The sequence below is a fragment of the Arthrobacter sp. NPDC055585 genome, assembly GCF_053619115.1.
In genome coordinates, this window is sequence record NZ_JBSHIT010000003.1 from 342,794 (window position 1) to 365,807 (window position 23,014).

A 23,014-nucleotide genomic window follows, 5' to 3' on the forward strand; every position below is an offset into this window, starting at 1 on the left:
GCCTTGAGGAATGGATTAGGTCATGATTGTGTTGTGTATTCTGTGAAGAGTTCAGAGACGGAGACCCCTCCGGCGGACAACGGGGCGGTGAAACCCGCCCCGCAGCCTGCTGCCAGGGAGTCGGAAGAGCGCACCCGGGACCGCGTACTCGGTGCAGTGCTGGAACACGGTCCGGTCAGTGCCGCGGAGCTGGGCGAACGCCTCGGCTTCACACCGGCTGCCGTCCGCCGGCACCTTGATGCGCTGGAGCGCCAGGGCCTGATCGAGGTCAAGCGGGTCTCCAGCCCGGGAGCGGGAGCAGGACGCCCGGCCCGCCGCTATGTGGTGAGCCAGCAGGGCCAGTCCTACCTGGGCAATGACTATCTGACCATCGCCACGGAGGCACTCCGGGCACTCGGCGCCGCTGCGGGACCGGAAGCTATTGAGGCTTTCGCTGCGGCACGGTTCCAGAAGATGGAAGAACGGTACCGGCCGGTGCTCGACGCCGCCGGCCCCTCTCTGGAGGACCGCGCCCAGGCACTCTCCGCCGAACTGACCAGGGACGGTTTCGTGGCGTCCACAACCATGATCGGCACCAGCCGGACACCCAGCACCCTGCTGAGCATCCAGCTGTGCCAGGGGCACTGCCCCATCCAGGCGCTGGCAAGCGCCTACCCCGTCTTCTGTGACAAGGAGACCGAAGTTTTCTCCCGGCTGCTGGGGGTGGACGTGCGCAGGCTGTCCACGCTTTCCCGCGGCGGGCACGTTTGTACGACCCACATCCCCGTGGGCCGTTCGAAGTCTGCGCCTCACCAGCCGGTGGGCTCCGCAACCACCCAGTCCACATCCACTCATCAGCAAGAAAGGCCGTGATGACGGATCAAGTAACCCGGAAGGCAGAGGCACCTGCGGTGCCCGATTCCGTGATTTCAGACATTCTGGAAAAGAACCCCGAGCTCGAGGGCATTGGTACCTACGAGTACGGCTGGGCCGACTCAGATGTCGCCGGGTCCAACGCCCGCCGCGGCCTCTCAGAGGAGGTTGTCCGTGACATTTCGGCGAAGAAGAACGAGCCGGAATGGATGCTGGACCTCCGCCTCAAAGGGCTGAAGTACTTCGACCGCAAGCCCATGCCGACCTGGGGCGCAGACCTCTCCGGTATCGACTTCGACAACATCAAGTACTTCGTGCGCTCCACGGAGAAGCAGGCGAACACCTGGGAAGACCTCCCCGAGGACATCCGCAACACGTACGAGAAGCTCGGCATCCCCGAAGCTGAGCGCGGCCGCCTGGTTTCCGGTGTCGCTGCACAGTACGAGTCGGAAGTTGTGTACCACCAGCTCCGTGAGGACCTGGAACGCCAGGGCGTTATCTTCCTGGACACCGACACGGCACTGAAGGAACACCCGGAAATCTTCCAGGAGTACTTCGGCACCGTCATCCCGGTTGGCGATAACAAGTTCGGTTCGCTGAACACTGCCGTCTGGTCCGGCGGATCGTTCGTGTACGTCCCCAAGGGTGTCCACGTCGAGATTCCGCTGCAGGCCTACTTCCGCATCAACACGGAAAACATGGGCCAGTTCGAGCGCACGCTGATCATCGCTGACGAGGACTCCTACGTCCACTACATCGAAGGCTGCACCGCTCCGATCTACACCTCGGACTCGCTGCACTCCGCCGTCGTCGAGATCATCGTGAAGAAGGGCGCCCGCGTCCGCTACACCACCATCCAGAACTGGTCGAACAACGTGTACAACCTGGTGACCAAGCGCGCCATTGCACACGAAGGCGCCACCATGGAGTGGATCGACGGCAACATCGGTTCCAAGGTGACCATGAAGTACCCGGCTGTCTACCTGGTTGGCGAGCATGCCAAGGGCGAGACCCTTTCCATCGCCTTCGCCGGCGAAGGCCAGCACCAGGACACCGGCTCGAAGATGGTCCACATTGCTCCGAACACCAAGAGCTCGATCATCTCCAAGTCCGTTGCCCGCGGCGGCGGCCGTGCTGCCTACCGCGGCCTGGTCCAGGTCCGTGAAGGTGCAAAGAACTCCGCCAACACCGTCCGCTGTGACGCCCTGCTGGTGGACACCATTTCCCGCTCGGACACCTACCCCTACGTGGATATCCGCGAAGACGACGTGACCATGGGCCACGAAGCAACTGTCTCGCGGGTCAGCGAGGAGCAGCTGTTCTACCTGATGTCCCGCGGCCTTCCCGAGGACGAGGCAATGGCCATGATCGTGCGCGGCTTTATCGAGCCGATCGCGCGTGAACTGCCGATGGAATACGCCCTTGAACTCAACCGCCTCATCGAACTCCAGATGGAAGGAGCCGTCGGTTAATGTCGAAGCTCAACGACACCGTAGTAAACGCAGCCGAGAACGTCGCTGAAACCGTAGCCGAGAAGGTCAGCAATGCAGTGGAAGGCGTCAAGGCGCGCATCGGGGCTCCCTCAGGGGACCGCCGGGTCCGCATTGACGGTTTCACCGAGGAGGGCGAAAACCTCTCCCCGCTGAACGATTCTTCCCCCGTCCTGGGCGGCGACAGCAGCAAGTCCCACAGCCACGGCGGCGGGGCAGGCATCCCCGACAGTTCCCGCGCCGGGCGCCTGACTTCCTTCAACCGTGCCGATTTCGGCAAGCTGACCGGCCGTGAAGAGGACTGGCGGTTTACCCCGCTGAAGCGCCTGCGCGGCCTGCACACCTCCGAACTGACGGGCACCGCCCCCGAGGTCGCCGTCGTCGCTCCTGAGGGTGTCACCGTGGCCGGAATCAGCCGCGACGACTCCCGCATCGGCACTGCCGGCATTCCGGAGGACCTGGTGGCAGCCGCAGCCTGGGAAGCCTTCACCGAGGCCACCCTGGTCAGCATTCCGAAGGAAACGCAGGCTGAGGGCACCATCACGCTGTCCATCACCGGTGCCGGCACCGAGCCCGCCGCCCAGCACATTGTCATTGAGGCCGGCGCCTTCTCCAAGGCCGTCGTGGTGCTGGACCACAAGGGCTCTGCCACGCTGTCCCAGAACGTGGAGATCCTCGTCGGCGACGGCGCGGAACTGACCGTTATTACTGTGCAGGACTGGGACGACGACGCCGTCCACGCTTCCGCCCAGTACGCCCGGATTGGCCGCGACGCCCGCTTCAAGCACGTCGCCGTCAGCCTCGGCGGCGATCTGGTGCGCATCACGCCGTCCTCGAAGTTCACCGCCACCGGCGGCGACGTCGAGATGTTCGGCCTGTACTACGCCGACGCCGGCCAGCACCTGGAGCAGCGGCTCTTCGTTGACCACGCCGTGGCCAACTGCAAGTCCCGCGTGATGTACAAGGGTGCCCTGCAGGGCAAGGACGCGCACACCGTCTGGGTTGGCGACGTGCTGATCCGCAAGGAAGCCGAAGGAACCGACACCTACGAGGTGAACCGGAACCTGCTGCTCACCGACGGCGGCCGTGCGGACTCCGTTCCCAACCTCGAGATCGAAACCGGTCTGATCGAGGGTGCCGGCCACGCCAGCGCCACCGGCCGGTTCGACGACGAGCATCTGTTCTACCTGATGGCCCGGGGTATCCCCGAGGACATTGCTCGCCGCCTTGTGGTGCGCGGCTTCCTGAACGAAATCATCCAGCAGATCAAGGTTCCGGAACTGGAAGAGCGCCTGACCGCCGCCGTTGAGCGCGAGCTCGCCGTCGTCGAGGCTTAGGCCCTTTCTTTCCTCCCAACCTGCAGACCGCACCGCACGCGTGCAAAGAGAAAGCGAAACTACGCATGTCCACTCTTGAAATCAAGGACCTTCACGTCAGCATTGAGACCGAACAGGGTGTCAAGAAGCAGATCCTGAAGGGCGTCAGCCTCACCATCAACACGGGCGAGACCCACGCCATCATGGGCCCGAACGGCTCCGGCAAGTCCACCCTGGCTTCCACCATCGCAGGCCACCCGCGCTACACCGTTGACAGCGGTTCCATCACCCTGGACGGCGAAGACGTCCTTGAAATGAGCGTTGACGAGCGCGCCCGCGCAGGTCTCTTCCTGGCCATGCAGTACCCGGTCGAGGTTCCGGGTGTCACCATGACCAACTTCCTGCGCACCGCCAAGACCGCGATCGACGGCGAAGCACCGTCCCTGCGCCACTGGACCAAGGACGTCAAGAACGCCATGTCCCAGCTGCGCATCGACGCCGATTTCGCCCAGCGCAACGTCAACGAGGGCTTCTCCGGCGGTGAGAAGAAGCGCGTGGAAATCCTCCAGCTCGAGCTCTTCCACCCCAAGTTCGCCATCCTTGACGAGACCGACTCCGGCCTGGACGTTGACGCGCTGAAGGTTGTCTCCGAAGGTGTCAACCGCGAGCACGCAAACGGCAACATGGGTACCCTGCTGATCACGCACTACACGCGGATCCTGCGCTACATCAAGCCGGATTACGTGCACGTGTTCGTTGACGGCCGGATCGCCGAGCAGGGCGGCCCCGAGCTTGCCGACCGCCTTGAAGAAGAAGGCTACGACCGGTTCACCAAGGCCGGCGCAGTCAGCGCCTGAGCACACCAGGCACGCCGGAATACGAGGAGCAGAACATGAGCGACGCCAACCTGGCCCAGACGTCCCTGGAGGACGTCGAAGAGGCCCTCAAGGACGTCATTGACCCCGAGCTGGGGGTGAACGTCGTCGACCTGGGCCTGCTGTACGGGCTGAAGTACGCCGAGGACGGAGCCCTGCTCATCGACATGACCCTGACCACCGCTGCCTGCCCGCTGACCGATGTCATCGAGGAGCAGACCGGCAAGGCCCTGGAAGGGATCGTCGACGAGTTCCGGCTGAACTGGGTGTGGATGCCGCCGTGGGGTCCGGAAAAGATCACTGACGACGGCCGTGACCAGATGCGGGCCCTGGGCTTCAACATCTAGGCACTTATTCAGCACGCTAGAAGGGCGGGCACCCCACACCGGGGTGTCCGCCCTTCTCGCGTACCGCTGAGGCAGCCCCTGCTTAACGCTTTCCCTCCGGCTCAACGCATCCCGTCCGGCTCACCGATGCCCCGCGCGGCGAGGGCATCTCCGGTCTGCTGGGCGTAGGCCACTGCCCTGATCACCACGGGTACGGCAAGTGCCCGGGGATTACGTTCCAGTCCGCGTGCCTTCGCAGAGTTCCGCACATCCGCGGCGGACCCCAGCAGGTAGGGAACGCTGCGAAGCATCAGAGCCAGCGCCAGGCCGAACCGCTCGGGATCTGCGCCCAGAACTCGCAGCGGCCGCACCAGCGCCACAACGCCGTCGAGCAGTTCCGGCACCGGAACAGTGAGCACCAGCAGCCGGGCGGCCAGCGCGCAGACAGTGATGTTGCCGGTCACAGTCAGAGCTGTCCAGATTCCGGCTGACCAGAACTGGTAGGCCCCCAGAATCAGCAGCACCGGCCACATCAGCGTCAGCGGCCGGGGCAGCTCGCGCAGCAGCCCGGCTCCGGCATAGCCAAGCACGGTCAGCAGTGCCGCCGCGCCGGTGGCCGCCGGGTGGCCGGCAACCAGAGTCGCCAGCGAGGCCAGCACGATCACCGTGGCCTTCAGCCACAGGGGAGCGCGGTGCACCCGGCTGGTGCCGGGACGGTACGCTCCGAGGTGCATGCTGTTTTTCACCGGCTCACGCCGTCCGCCGATGCCGCAAGCTGCCGGTATGCCGCAATGCTCTGCGCCGGCGGCCCGTCGGCGACGATCCGTCCGTTGTCCACCACCAGCACACGCTGCGCGTCGCCGGCGAAGTCCAGGTCGTGCGTGGTGAAGATGATCTGCTGGGGCAGACCTGCCAGGATCCTCCGGAGCCGGGCGGTGTTGCGCAGGTCCAGCAGGGTGCTGGGTTCATCAGCCACCAGCACACCGGGATCCGTTGCCAGGACTGCCGCCAGGGCCATCAGCTGGCGTTCACCGCCGGAGAGGTCGTAGATGCTGCGGTCGGCCAGGTGCAGCAGGCCAAAACGCTCCAGCGTCTGCTCCGCCGCGGCCCGCCGCGCGGCAGGGTTGCGGATGCTACGGCGCAGGGAGAGTTCGACGTCGTCCCGCCCCGTGGGCATGACCAGCTGGGAGAGCGGATCGGTGAACACAAAGCCCACCCGCCGCCGTACCGAGGACCCCTGGCGCGCAGTGTCTGCCCCGTCGACGCTCACGCTGCCGCTGGAGGGCAGCAGCAGGCCGTTGATCAGCCGCAGGAGGGTGGATTTGCCCGACCCGTTGCCGCCGATCACGGCGATACGGGGCTCGCTGAGCTGCAGCGATACCGGATGCAGGATGGGCGGGTCTTCGGGTGCGGCGTCGGGTGCCCGAACCCCGGCTGCGCGGAACTCAACAGTCATTTTCGGCGTGCCGGCGTCCGTCCCGGCTGCGCTCCCGGCTTCGCTGCCGAGGACAGCCGCGGGAACGCGGCGAAGACGCTGACCGCCACTGCTGCAGCGGCCAGGTTCTTCAGGACGTCGCCCGGCCAGAACATCACATCGGCGCCCAGTGCGGCAGGAAAGGACAGGTTCGCGTTGAGCATCATGCCGGCGATGCCCAGCGGATGGACTACCAGGAAGCTGGTACCGAGTCCGGCGGCAAAGAGCGTGGCGAAGCGTGCCCGGCGGATCCGGCGCAGCAGGAAGCGCACCAGCAGCCCGGCCACGAAGGCGGCCAGCGGGAAGGAGAGCAGGTAACCTGCCGAGGGCCCGGCGAGCACACCGAGGCCGGAACTGAAGCCGCTGAAGACGGGCAGCCCGGCCAGGCCTGCCACCAGATACAGCCCTGTGGCTGCGGCGCCGCGTCCCGGGCCAAGGACCATACCGGTCAGAATGACGGCGAGGGTCTGCAGCGTGATGGGAACACCAGCCGTCAGCGGGATTCCGGGCAGCAGCGAGAATGCCGCGACCAGCGCCGCGAAGACGGCGATGTAGGAGAGGTCCGCAGCGCTCCACCCCCGCCGAGATAGCAGAAACTGCCCGTTAGAGCCCTCATTCGAGCCGTTTCTGCCATCTCGGGGGGAGGACACACCGGGGGAGGCGTCCGGACCGGAGGTTACCTGTGCGGGTAATGACGCGGGCGCAGCGGGGTCGGGGGCGTGGGCCATTTGTGCTCGTTTCGTTGGGGTCCTACAAGGTGCAAGCGGGTGCTCCGGGAGAACTTCCCCGGTAATGCCGAGACTAGACCCGCCCCGGCACGTTTTCCTTTGTTGGGTTCCTACAATTCGGGTAAACCCGGTAGACTTGAAAGGCTGCCTTCGCAGAATCCGCGTACTAGACGCGTACAACGCGCACCCAATCCATTTCCTCCGAAAGGTTCCTCCTTAGTGATTGCCGTATCTGAACTCGAGCTGCGTGCCGGCGCACGCCTGCTCATGGAAGCGGTTTCATTCCGTGTGGACAAGGGAGACAAGATTGGACTCGTGGGCCGCAACGGCGCCGGCAAGACCACGCTGACCAAGGTCCTCGCCGGGGAAACCCTTCCGGCAGCCGGGCATATCAAGCGCACCGGCGACATCGGTTACCTGCCGCAGGACCCCCGCACCCCGGACATGGAGCAGCTCGCCCGCGACCGCATCCTTTCCGCCCGCGGCCTGGACAAGGTCCTCACGGAACTGAAGAAGTGCCAGGACGAGATGGCCAGCGACGATTCAAAGGTCTCCGAGAAGGCCATGAAGCGCTACGACCGGCTCGAAGCGGAGTTCCTCTCCGCCGGCGGATACGCGGCCGAGTCCGAGGCCGCCACCATCTGCGCCAACCTGGCCCTGCCGGACCGGCTGCTCAACCAGCCGCTGAAGACCCTCTCCGGCGGCCAGCGCCGCCGTGTGGAGCTGGCCCGGATCCTGTACTCCGACGCCGAGACCATGCTGCTCGATGAGCCCACCAACCACCTCGACGCCGACTCGATCACCTGGCTGCGCGAGTTCCTGAAGAACCACACCGGCGGCCTGATTGTGATCAGCCACGACACCGGCCTGCTCGAAGCAACCGTCAATAAGGTCTTCAGCCTGGACGCCAACCGCGCCACGATCGACATCTACAACATGGACTGGAAGCGCTACAAGATCCAGCGTGAGACGGATGAGCGCGCCCGCAAGCGCGAACGCGCCAACACCGAGAAGAAGGCCGGAGCCCTGCTGGCACAGGCCAACAAGATGAAGGCCCGGGCCTCCGGCGCCTCCGCTGCACAGAGCATGCTCAAGCGCGTGGACCGCCTGATGAGCGGTCTGGACTCCGTGCGCGCCACGGACCGGGTCGCAGCGCTGCGCTTCCCCGATCCCGCTCCCTGCGGCAAGACCCCCATGATGGCCGAGGGCCTGAGCAAGAGCTACGGCTCCCTGGAGATCTTCACTGACGTGGACCTCGCCATTGACCGCGGCTCCAAGGTGGTCATCCTGGGCCTGAACGGCGCCGGCAAAACCACCCTGCTGCGGATGCTGGCCGGTGTGGACACTCCGGACACCGGACGCATCATTCCCGGACACGGCCTGAAGATCGGCTACTACGCCCAGGAGCACGAAACCCTGGACACGGACCGCACCGTGCTGGAGAACATGCGCTCCGCCGCGCCGGACATGGACGACGCCGAGGTCCGCAGCGTGCTCGGTTCCTTTATGTTCAGCGGCGACGATGTTGAGAAGCCCGCCGGTGTGCTCTCCGGCGGTGAGAAGACGCGCCTGGCGCTGGCCACCATCGTGGCGTCCTCGGCCAACGTCCTGCTCCTCGACGAGCCCACCAACAACCTTGACCCTGCCTCCCGCGAGGAGATCCTGGGAGCGCTGAGCAACTACTCCGGCGCCGTCGTTATGGTCAGCCACGATGAAGGTGCTGTCGCGGCCCTGAACCCGGAGCGCGTCGTCCTGCTGCCCGACGGCGACGAGGACCACTGGAACGAGGGTTACCTGGAGCTCGTCACCCTGGCATAACCCAGCGCCGATACACGTAAAAGGCCGCCGCCCCTTCGGGGACGGCGGCCTTTTACGTGACTCGGTGTTAGCCGGAGGAGGACCTAGAAGCCCTGGGCGTCCAGGATGGCGTCTTCCTCTTCCTCACCGGTGGGGCCGCGGCGCTTGCGCACCGGCCGCGTCCGGCGCGGAGCGGGCGCAGCCGAGTGGACCTCGTCGTCGTCGTCCCAGTCTTCGTCCTCTTCTTCACCGGCCTCGATGATGTTCCAGGCTTCCTGCCGGGCCGCGTAGCCGAACCCGACGAAGAAGAGCAGGCCGAAGGCGTACCACTGCAGGGCGTAGGAGAGGTGCGGGCCTTCGTCCAGTGCCGGTTTCGGTGCGGCTTCGGGCCGGTTCGCCGGTGCCGGATCTTCAGTATCCATCAGGCCGTAGGCAGCCTGTTCAAGCGGGTACCCGACCTGGTCCTGGTACTCGGCGATGTCAATCGACGCCAGCTGTCCTTCCGGAGCGCCGCGCAGCAGGGTGGGTTCCGCGGGCTTCAGCCGGGCGGTGACGGTCACTTCACCCTCCGGAGCAGCAGGGACGTCGTCCGGCCAGCCTGCCTCGTTGTCGCCGATCGGCAGCCAGCCGCGGTTCACCACTACGGCGGTGCCGTCCGCGAGCTTCAGGGGAACCAGCACCTCGTAGCCGGGACGCCCGCTCAGCGGACGGTTGCGGACAATCCGCTGGTTTGCGGTGTCGTAGGTGCCGGTCAGCTCGACCGGAAGCCATTCCGCCGAGGGATCGAATTCCTCGAAGTATCCTGCCGCTTCCTCGAAGGGAACCGGGTCCGCGGAATAGTTCTGTTCCACCCAGCCGATGTCTTCGCGGATGGCATCGCGGCGTTCGAGCTGCCACGTACCCAGGAACGCGCAGACGGCTGCCAGTGCACACACCAGCGCGAACCAGCCCAGCCAGCGGCTGGAGAGGAGGAACTTGTACATCTAGGGGGTGTCGCTTTCGGTTCCGGTGCCGGGGAGGGGCAGCGTTTCTTTCCACAGGGAACGGACCTGCAGGTACTCTTCCAGCCAGCCGCGGTGGTCACCGCAGGCCAGCCAGATTTTGCGGCGCTCAGGGGTATGGATCTTGGGGTTGTTCCACAGCAGCTGCCACTCGGCGTCGGCACGGCAGCCTTTGCGGGAACAGCGGGCACGGTCTTCGGAACCGGCTCCGCCGGATAACTGGTCAAGCAGGTTCATGCGCCCGGTGCCTGCGTTCCGCGGCCGGTGGGGCCGTCGTCGTCGATGATTTCCCCACTGAGCACAGTGGTCTCCGGGTTGTCCGGCGCGGGGGACACACGCGCCTCAAGCTGCTGGGGAGCGGAAGCTTCGTACGGAGAGTCCCCGCCCAGGTTGCTGCTGTCGCTGCCTCCGTTGGCGATGACGACGGCGAACCAGGGCAGCACGACTGCGCCTGCCACCACCACCCACAGCATCCAGCCGTGAACAAAAAAGAGCATAAAAAGGCACACCATGCGAATGCTCATGGAAATTGTGTACTTGACCATGCGCGCGTGCATCTCATCGGTATGCGCCGAGCGGGCGTCCGTAATCCGCGGGATGCGGGCGCCGCGGCGGGATAGCTTTCTCATCCCTGGGTCATCGCAGAATCATCACTGGGTCATCACTCTCCAAACAGATTCCCCCATTGTCTCACTGCTGCCAGTGAACTTGTAGTTGCCTCCCGCGCCGATAGGATCGGATTCTGATGCCCCGCCCCAAACCGTAAGGATTTTTTGTGCAGAACGATTCCCAGACCCCGGCCGGCCGCAGTGTCCTCGTCACCGGCGGAAACCGCGGCATAGGCCTGGCCATCGCCAAGGCATTTGTGGAGGCCGGGGACAAGGTAGCCATTACCTACCGCAGCGGCGACGTCCCGGAGGGCATGCTCGGCGTCAAGGCTGACGTCACGGACATGGCCTCCGTAGATGCCGCGTTCACGGAGGTGGAAACCGCCCACGGACCCGTCGAGGTACTGGTGGCCAACGCAGGAATCACCCGCGACACCCTGCTGCTGCGCATGAGCGAAGAAGACTTCACCGACGTAGTGGACACCAACCTCACCGGAGCCTTCCGCGTGGTCAAGCGTGCTTCCAAGGGCATGCTGAAGCTGCGCCGCGGCCGGGTTGTACTGATTTCCTCGGTCGTGGGGCTCTACGGATCCCCGGGACAGGTCAACTACGCCGCGTCCAAGGCCGGCCTGGTGGGCATTGCACGCTCCCTGACCCGTGAACTGGGTTCGCGGAACATCACCGCCAACGTCGTAGCGCCCGGGTTCATCGACACGGACATGACCCGGGCCCTGCCGGAGGACACGCAGAAGAACTACCTGTCTTCGATCCCTGCCGGCCGCTTCGCCGCTCCCGAGGAAGTGGCCGGCGTTGTCCGCTGGATCGCCGGCCCGGAAGCCGGATACATTTCCGGCGCAGTCATCCCCGTGGACGGCGGACTGGGAATGGGACACTAGCGCGCACGCATGCCGGCGGGGTATTCCTTGGAGGTTTCCACCAACGCGCCCGCCGGCACCTGCTGGCAGGATGGGAAGCAGAGAGCACATCTTTAGCTAATTTCCACAAAGGAGTACTTATGGGCCAGCTCGAGCACAAAGCGGCAATCGTTACCGGATCATCCCGCGGCATCGGCGCTGAAGTCGCAAAACTGCTCGCCGCAGAAGGCGCAGGCGTGGTCGTCAACTACCGCCAGAAGGCACCCCGGGCCAACAAGGTAGTTGCCGGAATCGAAGCCGCGGGCGGCCGGGCCGTTGCCGTCGGCGCGGACCTGACGTCTCCCGAAGGACCCGCCGCGCTGGTGGACGCCGCCCTGGATTCCTTCGGGAGCCTGGATGTGCTGGTGCTGAATGCCTCGGGCGGTATGGAAACGGGCGTGGAGGAGGACTACGCGCTCAAGCTGAACCGCGACGCCCAGGTCAACATGCTCACCGCTGCGGCTGCGCAGATGAAGCCGGGCTCGCGGGTGGTCTTCGTGACCAGCCATCAGGCCCACTTCATCAACACTGTTCCCACCATGCCGGAGTATGAGCCCGTCGCCCGGAGCAAGCGCGCCGGGGAAGACGCGCTGCGCGCACGGATCCCGGAGCTGGAGGAAAAGGGCATCTCGCTCGTTGTTGTTTCCGGCGACATGATCGAAGGCACGGTCACGGCCACCCTGCTGGACCGTGCCAACCCGGGTGCAATTGAGGCACGCCGTGAAGAAGCCGGCCGGCTCTACTCCGTTGAGGAGTTTGCCGCCGAGGTAGCCCGCATGGCCCTTGCCGATGCGCCGACCGGGCACACCGAGTACGTGGGCGGAGCGGACTACCTCAGCGCCTAGGCGCTGGAACCTCCGGCAACTAGAGCTTCACGAAGTGCTGCACCACGTCCAGGCTGGGCAGGTTCAGCACAGCATCAGCGGCGGCCTGCACTGCCGGCTTGGCATTGAACGCCACGCCCAGCGCGGCCGCCGCCAGCATGTCCAGGTCATTGGCGCCGTCGCCAACCGCAATGGTCTGATCCAGCCGGATATCCAGTTCCGTCGCCCATTCCCGCAGTGAGCGGGCCTTGACCGCACGGTCAACCACCTCGCCGGTCACCGCACCGGTGAGCACTCCGTTTTCGATGCCCAGCTCATTGGCGCGGGCGTAGGTGAGCTCCAGGGCGGACGCCAGGGGAGCGAGCACCTGGTTGAAGCCGCCGGACACCACGGCCACCGCGTGGCCGGCGGTCAGAAAGGCCTTGACCAGGGCTTCCGCACCATCGGAGAGCTCGATCCGTGTGCCAACCTCCGCGATCACGGATTCCGGCAGGCCGGCAAGTGTTTCCACCCGGGCATGCAGGCTCTGGGCAAAGTCCAGTTCGCCGCGCATTGCTGCCTCGGTTACGGCCGCGACTTCTGCCTCGCGGCCGGCGTGCGCAGCCAGCAGTTCGATGACCTCCTGCTTGATCAAGGTCGAATCCACATCCATGACCAGCAGCTTCCGCCCCGGTTCCACCAGGGACGCCGGTACGACGGCGCTCTGGGCCGGAGCTGCCCCGCCGTCCAGAGACGCTGCGGCAGCGGCGGAGACGGCAGTCCGCAGTGCCGCCAGGCCGCCGTCGTACGTTACGAACAGTTTCGAAACCACATAGCCGTCCCCTTCGGCGTTCTCCAGCTCAACGATCCGCGCCCCGGTGCCGGCAACGGCCTGCTGGACCTTTCCGAGGTACGCGTCAGCGAGTTCGCGTCCGTAGCTGACAACGCTGTATTCCGGAGAGGTTTCAGGGGACATGCGTGGATTCCGATCTTCGTGCGGTGCGGGCGGCCGGTCTGGACACGGCCGTGGGACGTGCGGCGGCGTCGCGTTTCGCCAACGCGCCTTTCTTTAGCCTAGTGTCTACTGCTATGAGTGATGTTCTTGAATTTGCCGGAGTAAGTGTCGTCCGGGGCGGGAAAACCCTGTTGGACGGCGTGAACTGGCAGGTGAGGGAAGGCGAACGCTGGGTCATCATGGGACCCAACGGCGCTGGCAAGACCACGCTGCTGCAGATTGCCGGCGGCCGGATGCACCCGACCCGCGGCATGGCCGGAATCCTGGAAGAAGTCCTGGGCGCCGTCGACGTCTTTGAACTGCGGCCGCGCATTGGGCTGGCCTCGGCTGCCCTGGCCAACCAGATCCCGGAACACGAGACCGTCCTCAACGTAGTCCTCACTGCTGCCTACGGCATGACCGGACGCTGGCGGGAGAAGTACGACAAGCTCGACGAGCGCCGCGCCTTCCGCCTGCTGCATGACTGGGGGATGTCCACCTACATCAACCGCAGGTTCTCTTCCCTGAGCGAAGGCGAACGCAAGCGCGTCCAGATTGCCCGCGCCCTGATGACGGACCCTGAACTGCTGCTGCTGGATGAGCCTGCCGCCGGCCTGGACCTGGCCGGCCGCGAAGACCTCGTCCAGCGTCTGGCAAACCTTGCGGCTGACGAAGAAGCTCCCGCAATCGTCCTGGTGACCCACCACCTTGAAGAAGTTCCGCCGGGATTCACCCACGCACTGCTGATGCGCGACGGCGCCGTTGTTGCCGCCGGTGCCATCGACACCGTGTTCACCGAAGAGCACCTGAGCACCGCCTTTGACCTGCCGCTGGCCGTCCAGCGGGATGCCGGCGGCCGCTACACCGCCACGGCCCGCCGCTAACAGAACCTCCAGCTGAATGTTCCTGTCTTCGGCAGGGTGGCTTCACGACGCCCTGGTCCTGTTTGCCGGCCTGTGGGCCGGAACCATCAACGCAATTGTTGGCTCGGGCACCCTGGTGACCTTCCCGGTGCTCGTGGCACTGGGATACGCACCCGTGGCGGCCACCATCAGCAATGCCATGGGACTGGTCGCCGGCAACATTGCCGGCTCCTGGGGCTACCGGCGGGAACTGGCCGGGCTCGGCGGTACTCTGCTGCGGCTGCTGCCGGCCTCAATCCTCGGCGGCATCACCGGCGCCTGGCTGCTGCTGCACCTGCCCGAAGACGTCTTCGGCACGGTGGCGCCGTTCCTGATCGTAGTGGCCCTGCTCTTCGTGGTGTTCCAGCCCAAACTCCAGGCCTGGGTGCGCGCACGCGCAGCGAAGAATGAGCAGGCCGGGGACGTCGAAGGCCCCGCGCGCCCGTCCTGGCAGCTGACAGTGCTGATCTTTCTTGCCGGCGTCTACGGCGGATACTTCGTCGCCGCGCAGGGTATCCTGCTGGTCGGCATCCTGGGCATCTTCCTCCACGGCACCCTGCAAAACGCGAATGCGGTCAAGAACGTCCTTGTCCTGGGCGTGAACGTAGTAGCGGCGTCGTCCTACCTGCTCTTCGCCTTCGACCGGATCATCTGGCCTGTTGTGGCGCTGATCGCGGTCGGTTCGCTGATCGGCGGCTTTGTGGGGGCAGCGGTGGGCCGCAGGCTCCACCCGGTGGCCCTGCGCACGGTGATCGTTCTGCTAGGGCTGACGGCTCTCTGGATTATGGTTTTCTAAGTGAGCCTTATCCACCTTGAATCTGCCGACGACCCCCGGGTTTCCGACTACACCCGGCTGACCGACACCGCACTGCGCCGCCTCCGCGAACCCGCGGAAGGGATGTACATCGCTGAGTCCTCGAAGGTCCTGCGCCGCGCCATCGACGCCGGGCACACACCGCGGTCCTTCTTTCTTGCTGAGAAATGGCTGCCTGACCTGCAGGACATTCTGGACCGTTTCCCCGAGGTGCCGGCCTTCGTAGGCACACCGGATATTCTCGAGTCCATCACCGGATTCCACCTGCACCGCGGGGCGCTGGCTGCGATGCACCGCCCGGCTCCGCTGGACCTGGCCGAGGTACTGTCCGGCTCCCGGCGCATCGCCATCCTTGAAAACATCGTCGACCACACGAACATCGGCGCGATCTTCCGCTCCGCAGCAGCCCTGGGAGTCGACGCCGTCCTCGTCAGTCCGCAGTGCGCGGATCCTCTCTACCGCCGCGCCATCCGGGTCAGCATGGGCACCGTGTTCCAGGTGCCGTGGCTGCGGCTGGAGTCATGGCCCGGGGCGCTCACCGAGCTGCGGGCCGCCGGCTTCACCACGGCCGCCCTGGCACTGGAAGACGATTCGCTTACCCTGCAGGAGCTGGGGGAGCGGCACTGTGACCGGCTGGCGCTCATCCTGGGCACGGAAGGTGACGGACTCTCACGCAGCACCCTCGCCGAAGTAGACCTGACGGTCCGCATTCCCATGCAGCGCGGCGTCGACTCGCTTAATGTAGCTGCGGCTTCCGCGGTGGCCTTTTGGGAGTGCAGGGTTTTTTAGCTCCTCCCCACGCTTATATCCGGGACGTATTGGTGTCACACTTGGCCGTGCACGAAGCACCACCGTCTCTCTTCATCCCGGGGGCAGTCCATGCCAGCACGCAAGCACGGTTATCGGCGATTTGCCGCGCTGTGCCTTGCGGCAGCGATGCTTCCGGCCGGGGCCGCGTGTGGCCCAACAGCAGACCAGATGACGGCCCGGACCGAAGCCGCTGCTACCACCCCCACCATCCCGCCCCCGGTACCGCAGCAGGCGAGGGTACGCACAGCGGAGCCCGAGCCCACTGCAGTCCCTGAACCCATGCAGGTTACCGTCAGCGGAGCCCAGGCCGGGATGGCCGAAGCAGTCCAGGATGCCTGCCAGTTCCTGCTCCGCCAGGACAGCGGAGAGTTTTCCGGTGCAGCGGACTGCGTCGCAGCGGCCATGGAGGCCGGTACCGGCGCGGAGCAGACGGTGACCACCACGGCAAGCTGGCTGCCGCCCGGGACATACACCATGGCGTTCCGCACGGCGCCGGAGTTTGCCATGGAACTCATAAGTGCCGACGGCGAACTGGAGATTTCCATTTCCGACGGCAGCAGGACTTTGCGGACCCCGGATTCGGAGGTCAGTGCGGACTCCGCCGGAGGTGCGGAGGAAACCTACGCCGCAGTACTGGCTGATGCTGCAGAGCTCACGGCAAACCCTGACCGGCTCCGGGCACTCGTGCAGACCGCCGGTCCCGCCCGGGCCGAGTACGGCGTGGACTACAAGGGTTCTCCGGCAACCCGGCTCACTGCCGTCATCGAGCCGGAGAAACCCGGCGATTTCGCTGGTTCGATTATTCTCACGCTCGATGACCTCTACCGCCCGCTGCTGATCGAATACGCCGGAACAAACCGCGGTATCAGCACCTCGATCCGTGCGCAGATCAGCGGCTGGGGCGCCAGCGGGGCACTGCGGTAAGCTGGCATCACTGGACGAAACGCGGCTGCTGTGCCGGTTTTGCGCAGAACGGCCCACCTTGGGCTAAGATTGATTGTTGGCCAATCGGCCTCAAGAGCTTTGAAACCCAATGTGCCTGGCAAAATCCAGTCACCTAGAGAAGGTATTACTGTGAAGTCTGACATCCACCCCACTTACGCGCCGGTAGTCTTCCGTGACCTTGCGTCCGACACCGCGTTCCTGACCAACTCCACGGCGACGTCCTCCAAGACGATCGAGTGGGAAGACGGCAACACCTACCCGCTGATCGAGGTGGAAATCTCCTCCGCATCGCACCCGTTCTACACGGGCAAGCAGCGCATCATGGACTCCGCCGGCCGTGTGGAGCGCTTCAACGCCCGCTTCAAGGGCTTCGGCGGCAAGAAGTAGCCTTAGCGCTACTTGGCAGCAGCCTAGAATTGGAAGGTCCGTCCGGAATGATCCGGGCGGACCTTTCGTTTACGTCCATACCCGGCGCGGAGGCGCTGCGGGCAACAAAAGTTCTTCCAGGAGGATCAGCATGAGCGAAGCACACGACGGCAGCCGGCACGGGGAGTACAAGGTCCCCGGAGGCAAACTGGTCGTGGTGGACCTCGAGGTGAAGGACGGTCTCCTGGATTCAGTGTCTCTCAGCGGTGATTTTTTCCTTGAGCCCGACGACGCCCTCGAGGAAATCAACGCGGCTCTGACCGGGCTTTCTGCAGAAAGCACCGCTGAGGAGATTGCCGACGCCGTCCGCTCCCGGCTGCGCCCTGATGCCGTCATGTTCGGATTCTCGCCGGGGGCGGTTGCCATCACTGTCCGGCGGGCGCTGGCCAAGGCCACCAGCTGGGGCGACCACGAATGGGAGATCATCCCGCCCACCCCCCTTTCCACGCACATGCACGTGGCGATGGATGAGGTCCTGGCGGAGGAAGTGGCAGCAGGCAGGCGCAACCCGACCCTGCGGTTCTGGGAGTGGGAATCCCCGTCCGTAGTGATCGGCAGCTTCCAGTCCCTGCGCAACGAGGTTGACCCTGAGGGCGCCGAGCGCCACGGCGTCACCGTAGTCCGGCGGATCAGCGGCGGCGGCGCAATGTTCATGGAGCACGGCAACGCAATCACCTACTCGCTGTACGTTCCGCAGTCCCTGGTGGACGGCCTGAGTTTCGCCGATTCATATCCGTTCCTGGATGCCTGGGTCATGGAGTCACTGGAACGGCTGGGCATCAAGGCGTGGTACCAGCCGCTCAATGACATCGCCACGGACCAGGGCAAGATCGGCGGTGCGGCACAGAAGCGCCTGAGTTCCGGCGCCATGCTCCACCACGTGACCATGTCCTATGACATTGACGCGGACAAGATGGTCCAGGTGCTGCGCATTGGCAAAGAAAAACTCTCCGATAAGGGCACCCGAAGCGCCAAGAAGCGGGTTGATCCGCTGCGCCGGCAGACCGGGCTGAGCCGGGAGGAAATCCTGGACACCATGATCCAGACCTTTGCCCAACGCTACGGCGCGAAGACCACCGGCATTTCCGAGGCAGAGATGGAACGTGCCAGGGATAAGGTCGCGGCCAAGTTCGACACTCCGGAATGGATCAACCGGGTCCCGTAGCCCCTGCTACCTAACCGGGCGCCCGGCATCTAGACTTCCCGGCATGGAAAAGAAGTCGCTGACGGCGCTGGTAAGGAACCATCTGGAAACGGCCAGGCAGGCTTCCTCCGGCAGGAGTGCAGCCACGGTGTACGGCGGGCATGAGCATGTGATGCGCCAGACACTCATTGCCCTGACGGCCGGCTTCAGCCTGGACGAACACGAAAACCCCGGCGAGGCCACCATTACCGTCCTGAAGGGGCGCATCACCCTGCTCTCCGAGGGCGAGAGCTGGGAGGGCTCCGCGGGGGACCTGCTGATCGTTCCGCAGGCCCGCCACGCGGTCAACGCCGTCGAGGACTCCGCTTTTCTGCTCAGCGTCGCCAAGCGGCGCTAGCGCGCGGCCGCCTGGGCCCGCAGCGCCCGCAGCAGCTGGTCCTGGGACTCAATGATGATCCGGCGCAGCGCCGCCGGCGCGTCCGGGTTGGCTTCCAGCCATTCCTGGCTCAGCGCGAGTACCGGATGGTCTGCCGGCACGGTGTGCTGCGGCAGATCCTGTGCGGACGGATAGAGGCCCGCAACTACCCGTGAGGCGAGTTCGATGCTCCGGCTGGACCACACCGTCTCAAGGGCTGCGAAGTAGTCCGGGATGAAGGCGTCCAGGAGTTCGTGCCCGCCGATCCTAAAGCCCTCAATGGTGGCGGACAGGAGCTCGTTGGAGAGCTCTGAGGTGTGCACCGCGGCTTGCCAGGCAGCGGCCTTGACACCGGGATCGGGAACGGCGGCGGCAGCCACGGTGTAGCCAACCCGCCCGGCGGCAGTGTTGTCAGCCGCCAGTTCAGCCTTGAGTTCTTCCGTTCCGGCAGAGCCGGTTCCGGCCAGCGCCTGCCACAGCCTCCACCGCAGATCGGTGTCCACGGTCAGCCCCGGGTACGTGACGTCACCGGAGAGCAGGCCGCGCAGCAGCTCATTGTGGCTGGTGGTGTACCGGCCAACGGCGGCCGCGGTCCTGGCAAGGATCAGCTGGCTGTCGCTTCCTGCTGGTGCGTCGGCCAGCTGGTCTGCGACGGCAGTAAAGAGCTGCTCACGCAGAGCGGAACGGATTTCGGCCGGAGCGTAGCGTTCGACGGCGGTGCGCGCGTTGTCCAGCAGCACCTGCTTCACACCCGCCCCGGGTTCGGACGGGGCCGTCCGAATTACCAGACGAAGGTAGTCGCGGGCAGACAGGACACCGTCCCGCACGCTGTTCCAGAGGGCGGAGAGGCTGATGGCACGGGCAAGCGGGTCCCGCAGCCGGGGCAGGGATTCAAGCAGCGTGGCCAGTGACGCCGGATCAAACCGGATCTTGGCGTACGTGAGGTCGCCGTCGTTGGGCAGGAGCAAGGCAGGGACCGGCTTTCCGGTGAGCTCCGGCACCGGGGTGCGGCGGCCGGCGACGTCGATCTCCACGAAGCCCGTGCGTTCCAGCCAGCCGTCTTCAGTGAAGTCATAGGACCCGAGGCGGACGCGGTGCGGCCTGGGCATCTGCTCACCGCTGACCGGATCCGGTGCATCCTGAAGGACCGTGACATTTGCGTAGGTGCCGTCCGGAGCGGTTTCGGCTTCCACGGAAAGCACGGGAACGCCCGCCGTCTGCAGCCACAGCCGCGACCACTCGCTCATGTCGCGGCCGGAGGCCGAGCCGAGTACCTCGAGCAGGTCCGCCAAAGTGGTATTGCCCCAGGCATGGCGGGCGAAGTAGGTGCGGGAGGCGTCGATGAAGGCCTCGAACCCGACGTACGCCACCAGCTGTTTCAGCACCGAGGCGCCCTTGGCGTAGGTAATCCCGTCAAAGTTCTGCTTGGCGGCTTCCAGGTTCGGAATATCCGCCACGATGGGGTGTGTGGTGGGCAGCTGGTCCTGGACGTAGGCCCAGGCCTTGCGGCGGTTCGCGAAGCTGACCCAGGAGTTCGTCCAGTCTGTGGCTTCGTCCACGGCCAGGGCCCCCATGTAATCCGCGAAGGATTCCTTGAGCCAGAGGTCGTCCCACCAGCGCATGGTTACAAGGTCGCCGAACCACATATGGGCCATCTCGTGCATGATGGTGTTTGCCCTGGCCTCGTACTGGGCTTCCGTGGCCTTGGTCCGGAACACATAGGCCTCGGTGAACGTCACCAGCCCGGGGTTCTCCATCGCACCCAGGTTGTACTCGGGCACAAACGCCTGGTCGTACTTGCCGAAGGGGTACGGGTAGGCGAAGAGCTGGTGGAAGTACTCAAGCCCCCGCTTGGTGGTGTCGAAAATGTTGTCTGCGTCGAAGTGCTCAGCAAGTGAGGCCCGGCAGTAGGCGCCCAGCGGCACAACCAGCTCGTCGCCGTTCGGCAGGGCAGTGCTCCAGGTATCTTCGGCCTTGAAGTACGGTCCGGCCAGTACACAGGTGATGTAGGTGGAGATGCGCTTGGTGGGGGAGAAATCGCACCGGCTGAGTGTGCCGTCTCCCAGTGGCGTCCGCGCAGCTTCGATGCCGTTTGAGGCGACTTCCCAGTCCGAGGGCGCAGTGATGTGGAACGTGAAGGCGGCCTTCAGGTCCGGCTGTTCGAAATTGGCGAAGACACGCCGGGCGTCTGCGGGCTCGTACTGCGTGTAGAGGTAGGTTGCTCCGTCCGCGGGATCCGTGAAACGGTGCAGTCCCTCTCCACTGCGGCTGTAGAGTGCAGTTCCCTCAACGCTTACGATGTTTCGCCCGGCGATGAGATTGTGCAGCATCACCCGGGAGCCGGTCACGGTCTCCCCCGGGTCGTAGGCCCTGCCGTTGACCACTACGGCGTCGACACCGCCGTGAATGAAGTCAAGGAACGTGGTGGCACCTGCCTCGTCACAGTCAAAAACAATCGTGCTCCGGGACCGGAATCCCGCCGCGGCCGGGTCGGCGGCGGCTCCAAGGTCCAGTTCGACGTCGTAGGAATCAACACGCAGCAGGGCGGAACGGACGGCTGCTTCTTCGCGGCTCAGGTTTTGGTTAGGCACCTTTTCATTCAACCACTTCGACCGGTGATGAGGGAGGCGGCAGGTTCCGGCGGCGTTGCTTTCCGGCTGCGCCCAGCCGGGGTTTGCGGCCCAGCCGCTGCAGTGTCAGGCTCCCAAGCACCAGGAAGAACGGCACATAGAGGTACAGGAACCGGGCGCGCCCCTCGGAGAACATCAGGAAAACGAACAGGCCGGCCAGAGCCAGTCGTACCGTGGCAGTGCCCCGCCCGTCCAGCGGCGGGCCACGCAGGAACAGACCCGCGCCGCAGAGCGCCAGCAAAAGGAACCAGGTTCCCTGCCACACGCTGAGCAGGAGGCTGAAGCCGGGGCGTCCCGGCCCGAAGAAGTCCTGGATGGTCCGGCTGAGGGGATCACCGGCTATAAAACTGTCCGGCCCCATGTTCCCTTCCCCCCAGCTGAAGAATGATCCGTCGCCGGTGATCCAGCGGAGTTTGGCGTTCAGGAAACCGGCGTACCCCGCCGGCCCCATGTCCTTGACCCGGTCGAGGTAAGCCTGGAGCGCTGCGTCAAAGCGTTCCGTCCCGCCGCTGACCGCCAGGGTGCTGCTCCTGTCTTGTTCGTTGTAGGCCCCGTAGTAGTCACCGTGGGGTCCCGGGTACTGCTGCGCCCCTACCTTGAGGAAATGCGTCGGCGGCAGGGCGTAATCGTTTGCGGAACCATCATCAGCCAGCACTCCGAAGGACCGGGTCCAGGAGTCCACCGCAGCGTGCGTGCCCGCGAAAGCACCTCCGGCTGCGGCAACGGACAGGAGCGCCGCCGTCAGGTCCCTGCGCCATGTCTCCCGGCGCAGGGAAAACAGTGCCACCAGGGATGCTGCGGTCAGCACGATCAGCACGGTGGGTTTGATCCCGTAACCAACCGCGGACACGGCACCTGCGGCTGCCCAGAGCAGCACACGCCCCGGCAGCCGGCACCTCGCAGCCAGGAGGACCAAACAGAGAATCAAAACCGTAAACAGCAGGCCCGCCGTATCCGAATAGAAGACCGGCAGCCAGGGCGAGAACACTATGAGCACGAAGGACGGGACGAGGGTGAGCCGGGCGGCGCGGCGCCCGCCGAGCAGGGCGGCAGCGGCGTAGGTGAGCAGCATGCCGAGAAAGAGCACCGCGGCGTTCAGATAGGCCGTGGACTGCCGGAGATCCCCGGAGCCCAGGTCTTCGGCCGCGGCGAGGTATCTGCTGAGCAGCAGCATCAGCAGCAGGTTGTTGGGGTTGATCTGGAAGTAACTCCGGGTCGAATCGTCGGGAACGTCTGACTCGGCCAGCTCGCCGGCGGAGTAGTAGACGGCAGCGGCGTCCCAGTCCGGGGGCAGCCGGACAGCGTCGGCCAGCCTCGCCAGCACGGCAAACACCGCTGCCCAGCCCAGTACAGACCCCGCGGCACGGGCCCAGCGGAACTTCAGCACTATGTCCAGCAGGCCCAGCAGCCAGGGCACCGCCAGCGTGAGTCCAAGGACCGCTGCTCCTGCCAGCACCGCGGCCCAGGTCTCATAGCGCGAAACTCCGTAGGAAGGAACAAACAGGTTCGACACCAGGAGCCAGAGCACCAGCGCGCACCACACCAGTCCCGCTGCCCGGGGGAGCAGTCCGGCGGCTTGCTCCCCCGTCCCTGCGGCCCCGCGGACTCTCTGCGCACCGCGTGAAAGGGCAGGGTGAGCCATAACGCCCCCTTGTGGTCCGCAGGTGGTGGGTGCCGGGTGATTTGAGACTAGGCGCGCCCGCTCCGCGCAGCAACGGCTTCCCGCCGCAGACGGCTCAGATGCTCCGGG

The 23,014-nt window shown here is 65.4% G+C and carries 24 protein-coding genes; 15 read left to right on the plus strand and 9 right to left on the minus strand.

Annotated features, from left to right (window positions below; genetic code table 11):
• The first annotated feature begins 33 nt into the window (after nt 1–33).
• The 5 genes from ACWGQ2_RS07820 to ACWGQ2_RS07840 all read left to right on the plus strand — a co-directional run bounded on the left by ACWGQ2_RS07820 (nt 34) and on the right by ACWGQ2_RS07840 (nt 4,880).
• A complete protein-coding gene (locus ACWGQ2_RS07820) occupies nt 34–852 on the plus strand; it encodes a helix-turn-helix transcriptional regulator (protein WP_452015961.1) in 819 nt (272 codons plus the stop codon).
• Complete coding sequence (gene sufB, locus ACWGQ2_RS07825; RefSeq protein ID WP_422399441.1) at nt 852–2,324, plus strand: Fe-S cluster assembly protein SufB; 1,473 nt, start codon at nt 852–854, stop codon at nt 2,322–2,324. The genes ACWGQ2_RS07820 and sufB overlap by 1 nt, the downstream gene beginning before the upstream one ends.
• Nucleotides 2,324–3,679, plus strand: a complete 1,356-nt coding sequence (gene sufD, locus ACWGQ2_RS07830) for a Fe-S cluster assembly protein SufD (protein WP_452015964.1) — start codon at nt 2,324–2,326, stop codon at nt 3,677–3,679. The genes sufB and sufD overlap by 1 nt, the downstream gene beginning before the upstream one ends.
• Before the next feature lie 65 nt (nt 3,680–3,744).
• Nucleotides 3,745–4,515 (plus strand): Fe-S cluster assembly ATPase SufC, encoded by a 771-nt coding sequence (gene sufC, locus ACWGQ2_RS07835; protein ID WP_452015966.1) that lies wholly within the window; start codon nt 3,745–3,747, stop codon nt 4,513–4,515.
• Nucleotides 4,516–4,550: 35 nt separating this feature from the next.
• Nucleotides 4,551–4,880, plus strand: a complete 330-nt coding sequence (locus ACWGQ2_RS07840; protein ID WP_152228009.1) for a metal-sulfur cluster assembly factor — start codon at nt 4,551–4,553, stop codon at nt 4,878–4,880.
• Between the two features lie 101 nt (nt 4,881–4,981).
• Here ACWGQ2_RS07840 and ACWGQ2_RS07845 read toward each other — a convergent pair whose 3' ends face one another.
• Genes ACWGQ2_RS07845 through ACWGQ2_RS07855 form a run of 3 tightly spaced genes read right to left on the minus strand, consistent with a single transcriptional unit; the run spans nt 4,982 to nt 7,061 of the window.
• Entirely contained in the window at nt 4,982–5,593 is a 612-nt protein-coding gene (locus ACWGQ2_RS07845) for an energy-coupling factor transporter transmembrane component T family protein (protein WP_452015968.1), read from the minus strand.
• 8 nt (nt 5,594–5,601) lie between these two features.
• Nucleotides 5,602–6,315, minus strand: coding sequence for an energy-coupling factor ABC transporter ATP-binding protein (locus ACWGQ2_RS07850; RefSeq protein ID WP_452015970.1), 714 nt, complete (start codon nt 6,313–6,315; stop codon nt 5,602–5,604).
• Nucleotides 6,312–7,061 (minus strand): biotin transporter BioY, encoded by a 750-nt coding sequence (locus ACWGQ2_RS07855; RefSeq protein WP_452015972.1) that lies wholly within the window; start codon nt 7,059–7,061, stop codon nt 6,312–6,314. The genes ACWGQ2_RS07850 and ACWGQ2_RS07855 overlap by 4 nt, the downstream gene beginning before the upstream one ends.
• 219 nt (nt 7,062–7,280) lie before the next feature.
• Here ACWGQ2_RS07855 and ACWGQ2_RS07860 point away from each other — a divergent pair, with 219 nt between their 5' ends.
• Nucleotides 7,281–8,879 carry an ABC-F family ATP-binding cassette domain-containing protein gene (locus ACWGQ2_RS07860; protein WP_452015974.1) on the plus strand — a complete coding sequence of 533 codons (1,599 nt, stop codon included), beginning with the start codon at nt 7,281–7,283 and terminating at the stop codon, nt 8,877–8,879.
• Between the two features lie 83 nt (nt 8,880–8,962).
• Here the strand turns inward: ACWGQ2_RS07860 and ACWGQ2_RS07865 are convergent, their stop codons facing one another.
• From ACWGQ2_RS07865 to ACWGQ2_RS07875, 3 genes are read right to left on the minus strand one after another with little or no spacing between them, the layout of a single operon-like run.
• Nucleotides 8,963–9,841, minus strand: coding sequence for an SURF1 family cytochrome oxidase biogenesis protein (locus ACWGQ2_RS07865; RefSeq protein ID WP_452015976.1), 879 nt, complete (start codon nt 9,839–9,841; stop codon nt 8,963–8,965).
• Complete coding sequence (locus ACWGQ2_RS07870; protein ID WP_452015978.1) at nt 9,842–10,096, minus strand: hypothetical protein; 255 nt, start codon at nt 10,094–10,096, stop codon at nt 9,842–9,844.
• Nucleotides 10,093–10,488: a DUF3099 domain-containing protein gene (locus tag ACWGQ2_RS07875; RefSeq protein WP_452015980.1), complete on the minus strand. Its 396-nt coding sequence runs from the start codon at nt 10,486–10,488 to the stop codon at nt 10,093–10,095. Before ACWGQ2_RS07875 ends, ACWGQ2_RS07870 begins: the two co-directional genes overlap by 4 nt.
• Before the next feature lie 146 nt (nt 10,489–10,634).
• Between ACWGQ2_RS07875 and fabG the strand changes: the two genes are divergently transcribed.
• Both fabG and ACWGQ2_RS07885 read left to right on the plus strand, forming a co-directional pair.
• Nucleotides 10,635–11,363 carry a 3-oxoacyl-ACP reductase FabG gene (fabG, locus tag ACWGQ2_RS07880; RefSeq protein ID WP_452015982.1) on the plus strand — a complete coding sequence of 243 codons (729 nt, stop codon included), beginning with the start codon at nt 10,635–10,637 and terminating at the stop codon, nt 11,361–11,363.
• 119 nt (nt 11,364–11,482) lie between these two features.
• A complete protein-coding gene (locus ACWGQ2_RS07885) occupies nt 11,483–12,226 on the plus strand; it encodes an SDR family oxidoreductase (protein ID WP_452015984.1) in 744 nt (247 codons plus the stop codon).
• Between the two features lie 19 nt (nt 12,227–12,245).
• On the opposite strand, the gene serB is transcribed toward ACWGQ2_RS07885, so the two are convergent.
• Nucleotides 12,246–13,160 (minus strand): phosphoserine phosphatase SerB, encoded by a 915-nt coding sequence (gene serB / locus ACWGQ2_RS07890; RefSeq protein ID WP_452015986.1) that lies wholly within the window; start codon nt 13,158–13,160, stop codon nt 12,246–12,248.
• Nucleotides 13,161–13,273: 113 nt separating this feature from the next.
• Here serB and ACWGQ2_RS07895 point away from each other — a divergent pair, with 113 nt between their 5' ends.
• From ACWGQ2_RS07895 to ACWGQ2_RS07925, 7 genes are all read left to right on the plus strand, one after another.
• Entirely contained in the window at nt 13,274–14,062 is a 789-nt protein-coding gene (locus tag ACWGQ2_RS07895) for an ABC transporter ATP-binding protein (protein WP_452015988.1), read from the plus strand.
• Nucleotides 14,063–14,078: 16 nt separating this feature from the next.
• Nucleotides 14,079–14,876 carry a sulfite exporter TauE/SafE family protein gene (locus ACWGQ2_RS07900; RefSeq protein WP_452015990.1) on the plus strand — a complete coding sequence of 266 codons (798 nt, stop codon included), beginning with the start codon at nt 14,079–14,081 and terminating at the stop codon, nt 14,874–14,876.
• Nucleotides 14,877–15,683: a TrmH family RNA methyltransferase gene (locus ACWGQ2_RS07905; RefSeq protein WP_452015992.1), complete on the plus strand. Its 807-nt coding sequence runs from the start codon at nt 14,877–14,879 to the stop codon at nt 15,681–15,683.
• Between the two features lie 189 nt (nt 15,684–15,872).
• Nucleotides 15,873–16,628, plus strand: a complete 756-nt coding sequence (locus ACWGQ2_RS07910) for a hypothetical protein (RefSeq protein ID WP_452015994.1) — start codon at nt 15,873–15,875, stop codon at nt 16,626–16,628.
• Between the two features lie 150 nt (nt 16,629–16,778).
• Nucleotides 16,779–17,036 (plus strand): type B 50S ribosomal protein L31, encoded by a 258-nt coding sequence (locus tag ACWGQ2_RS07915; protein ID WP_055241121.1) that lies wholly within the window; start codon nt 16,779–16,781, stop codon nt 17,034–17,036.
• 130 nt (nt 17,037–17,166) lie between these two features.
• The gene (locus ACWGQ2_RS07920; RefSeq protein WP_452015996.1) at nt 17,167–18,240 is read left to right on the plus strand and encodes a lipoyl protein ligase domain-containing protein; all 1,074 of its coding nucleotides are present in this window, start codon (nt 17,167–17,169) and stop codon (nt 18,238–18,240) included.
• Between the two features lie 43 nt (nt 18,241–18,283).
• On the plus strand, nt 18,284–18,616 hold the full coding sequence (locus tag ACWGQ2_RS07925) for a cupin domain-containing protein (RefSeq protein WP_452015998.1): 333 nt from the start codon (nt 18,284–18,286) through the stop codon (nt 18,614–18,616).
• Here ACWGQ2_RS07925 and pepN read toward each other — a convergent pair.
• Nucleotides 18,613–21,225: an aminopeptidase N gene (gene pepN, locus ACWGQ2_RS07930; RefSeq protein WP_452016000.1), complete on the minus strand. Its 2,613-nt coding sequence runs from the start codon at nt 21,223–21,225 to the stop codon at nt 18,613–18,615. The genes ACWGQ2_RS07925 and pepN overlap by 4 nt on opposite strands.
• A gap of 4 nt (nt 21,226–21,229) precedes the next feature.
• A complete protein-coding gene (locus ACWGQ2_RS07935; protein WP_452016002.1) occupies nt 21,230–22,906 on the minus strand; it encodes a hypothetical protein in 1,677 nt (558 codons plus the stop codon).
• Nucleotides 22,907–23,014: the final 108 nt, after the last annotated feature.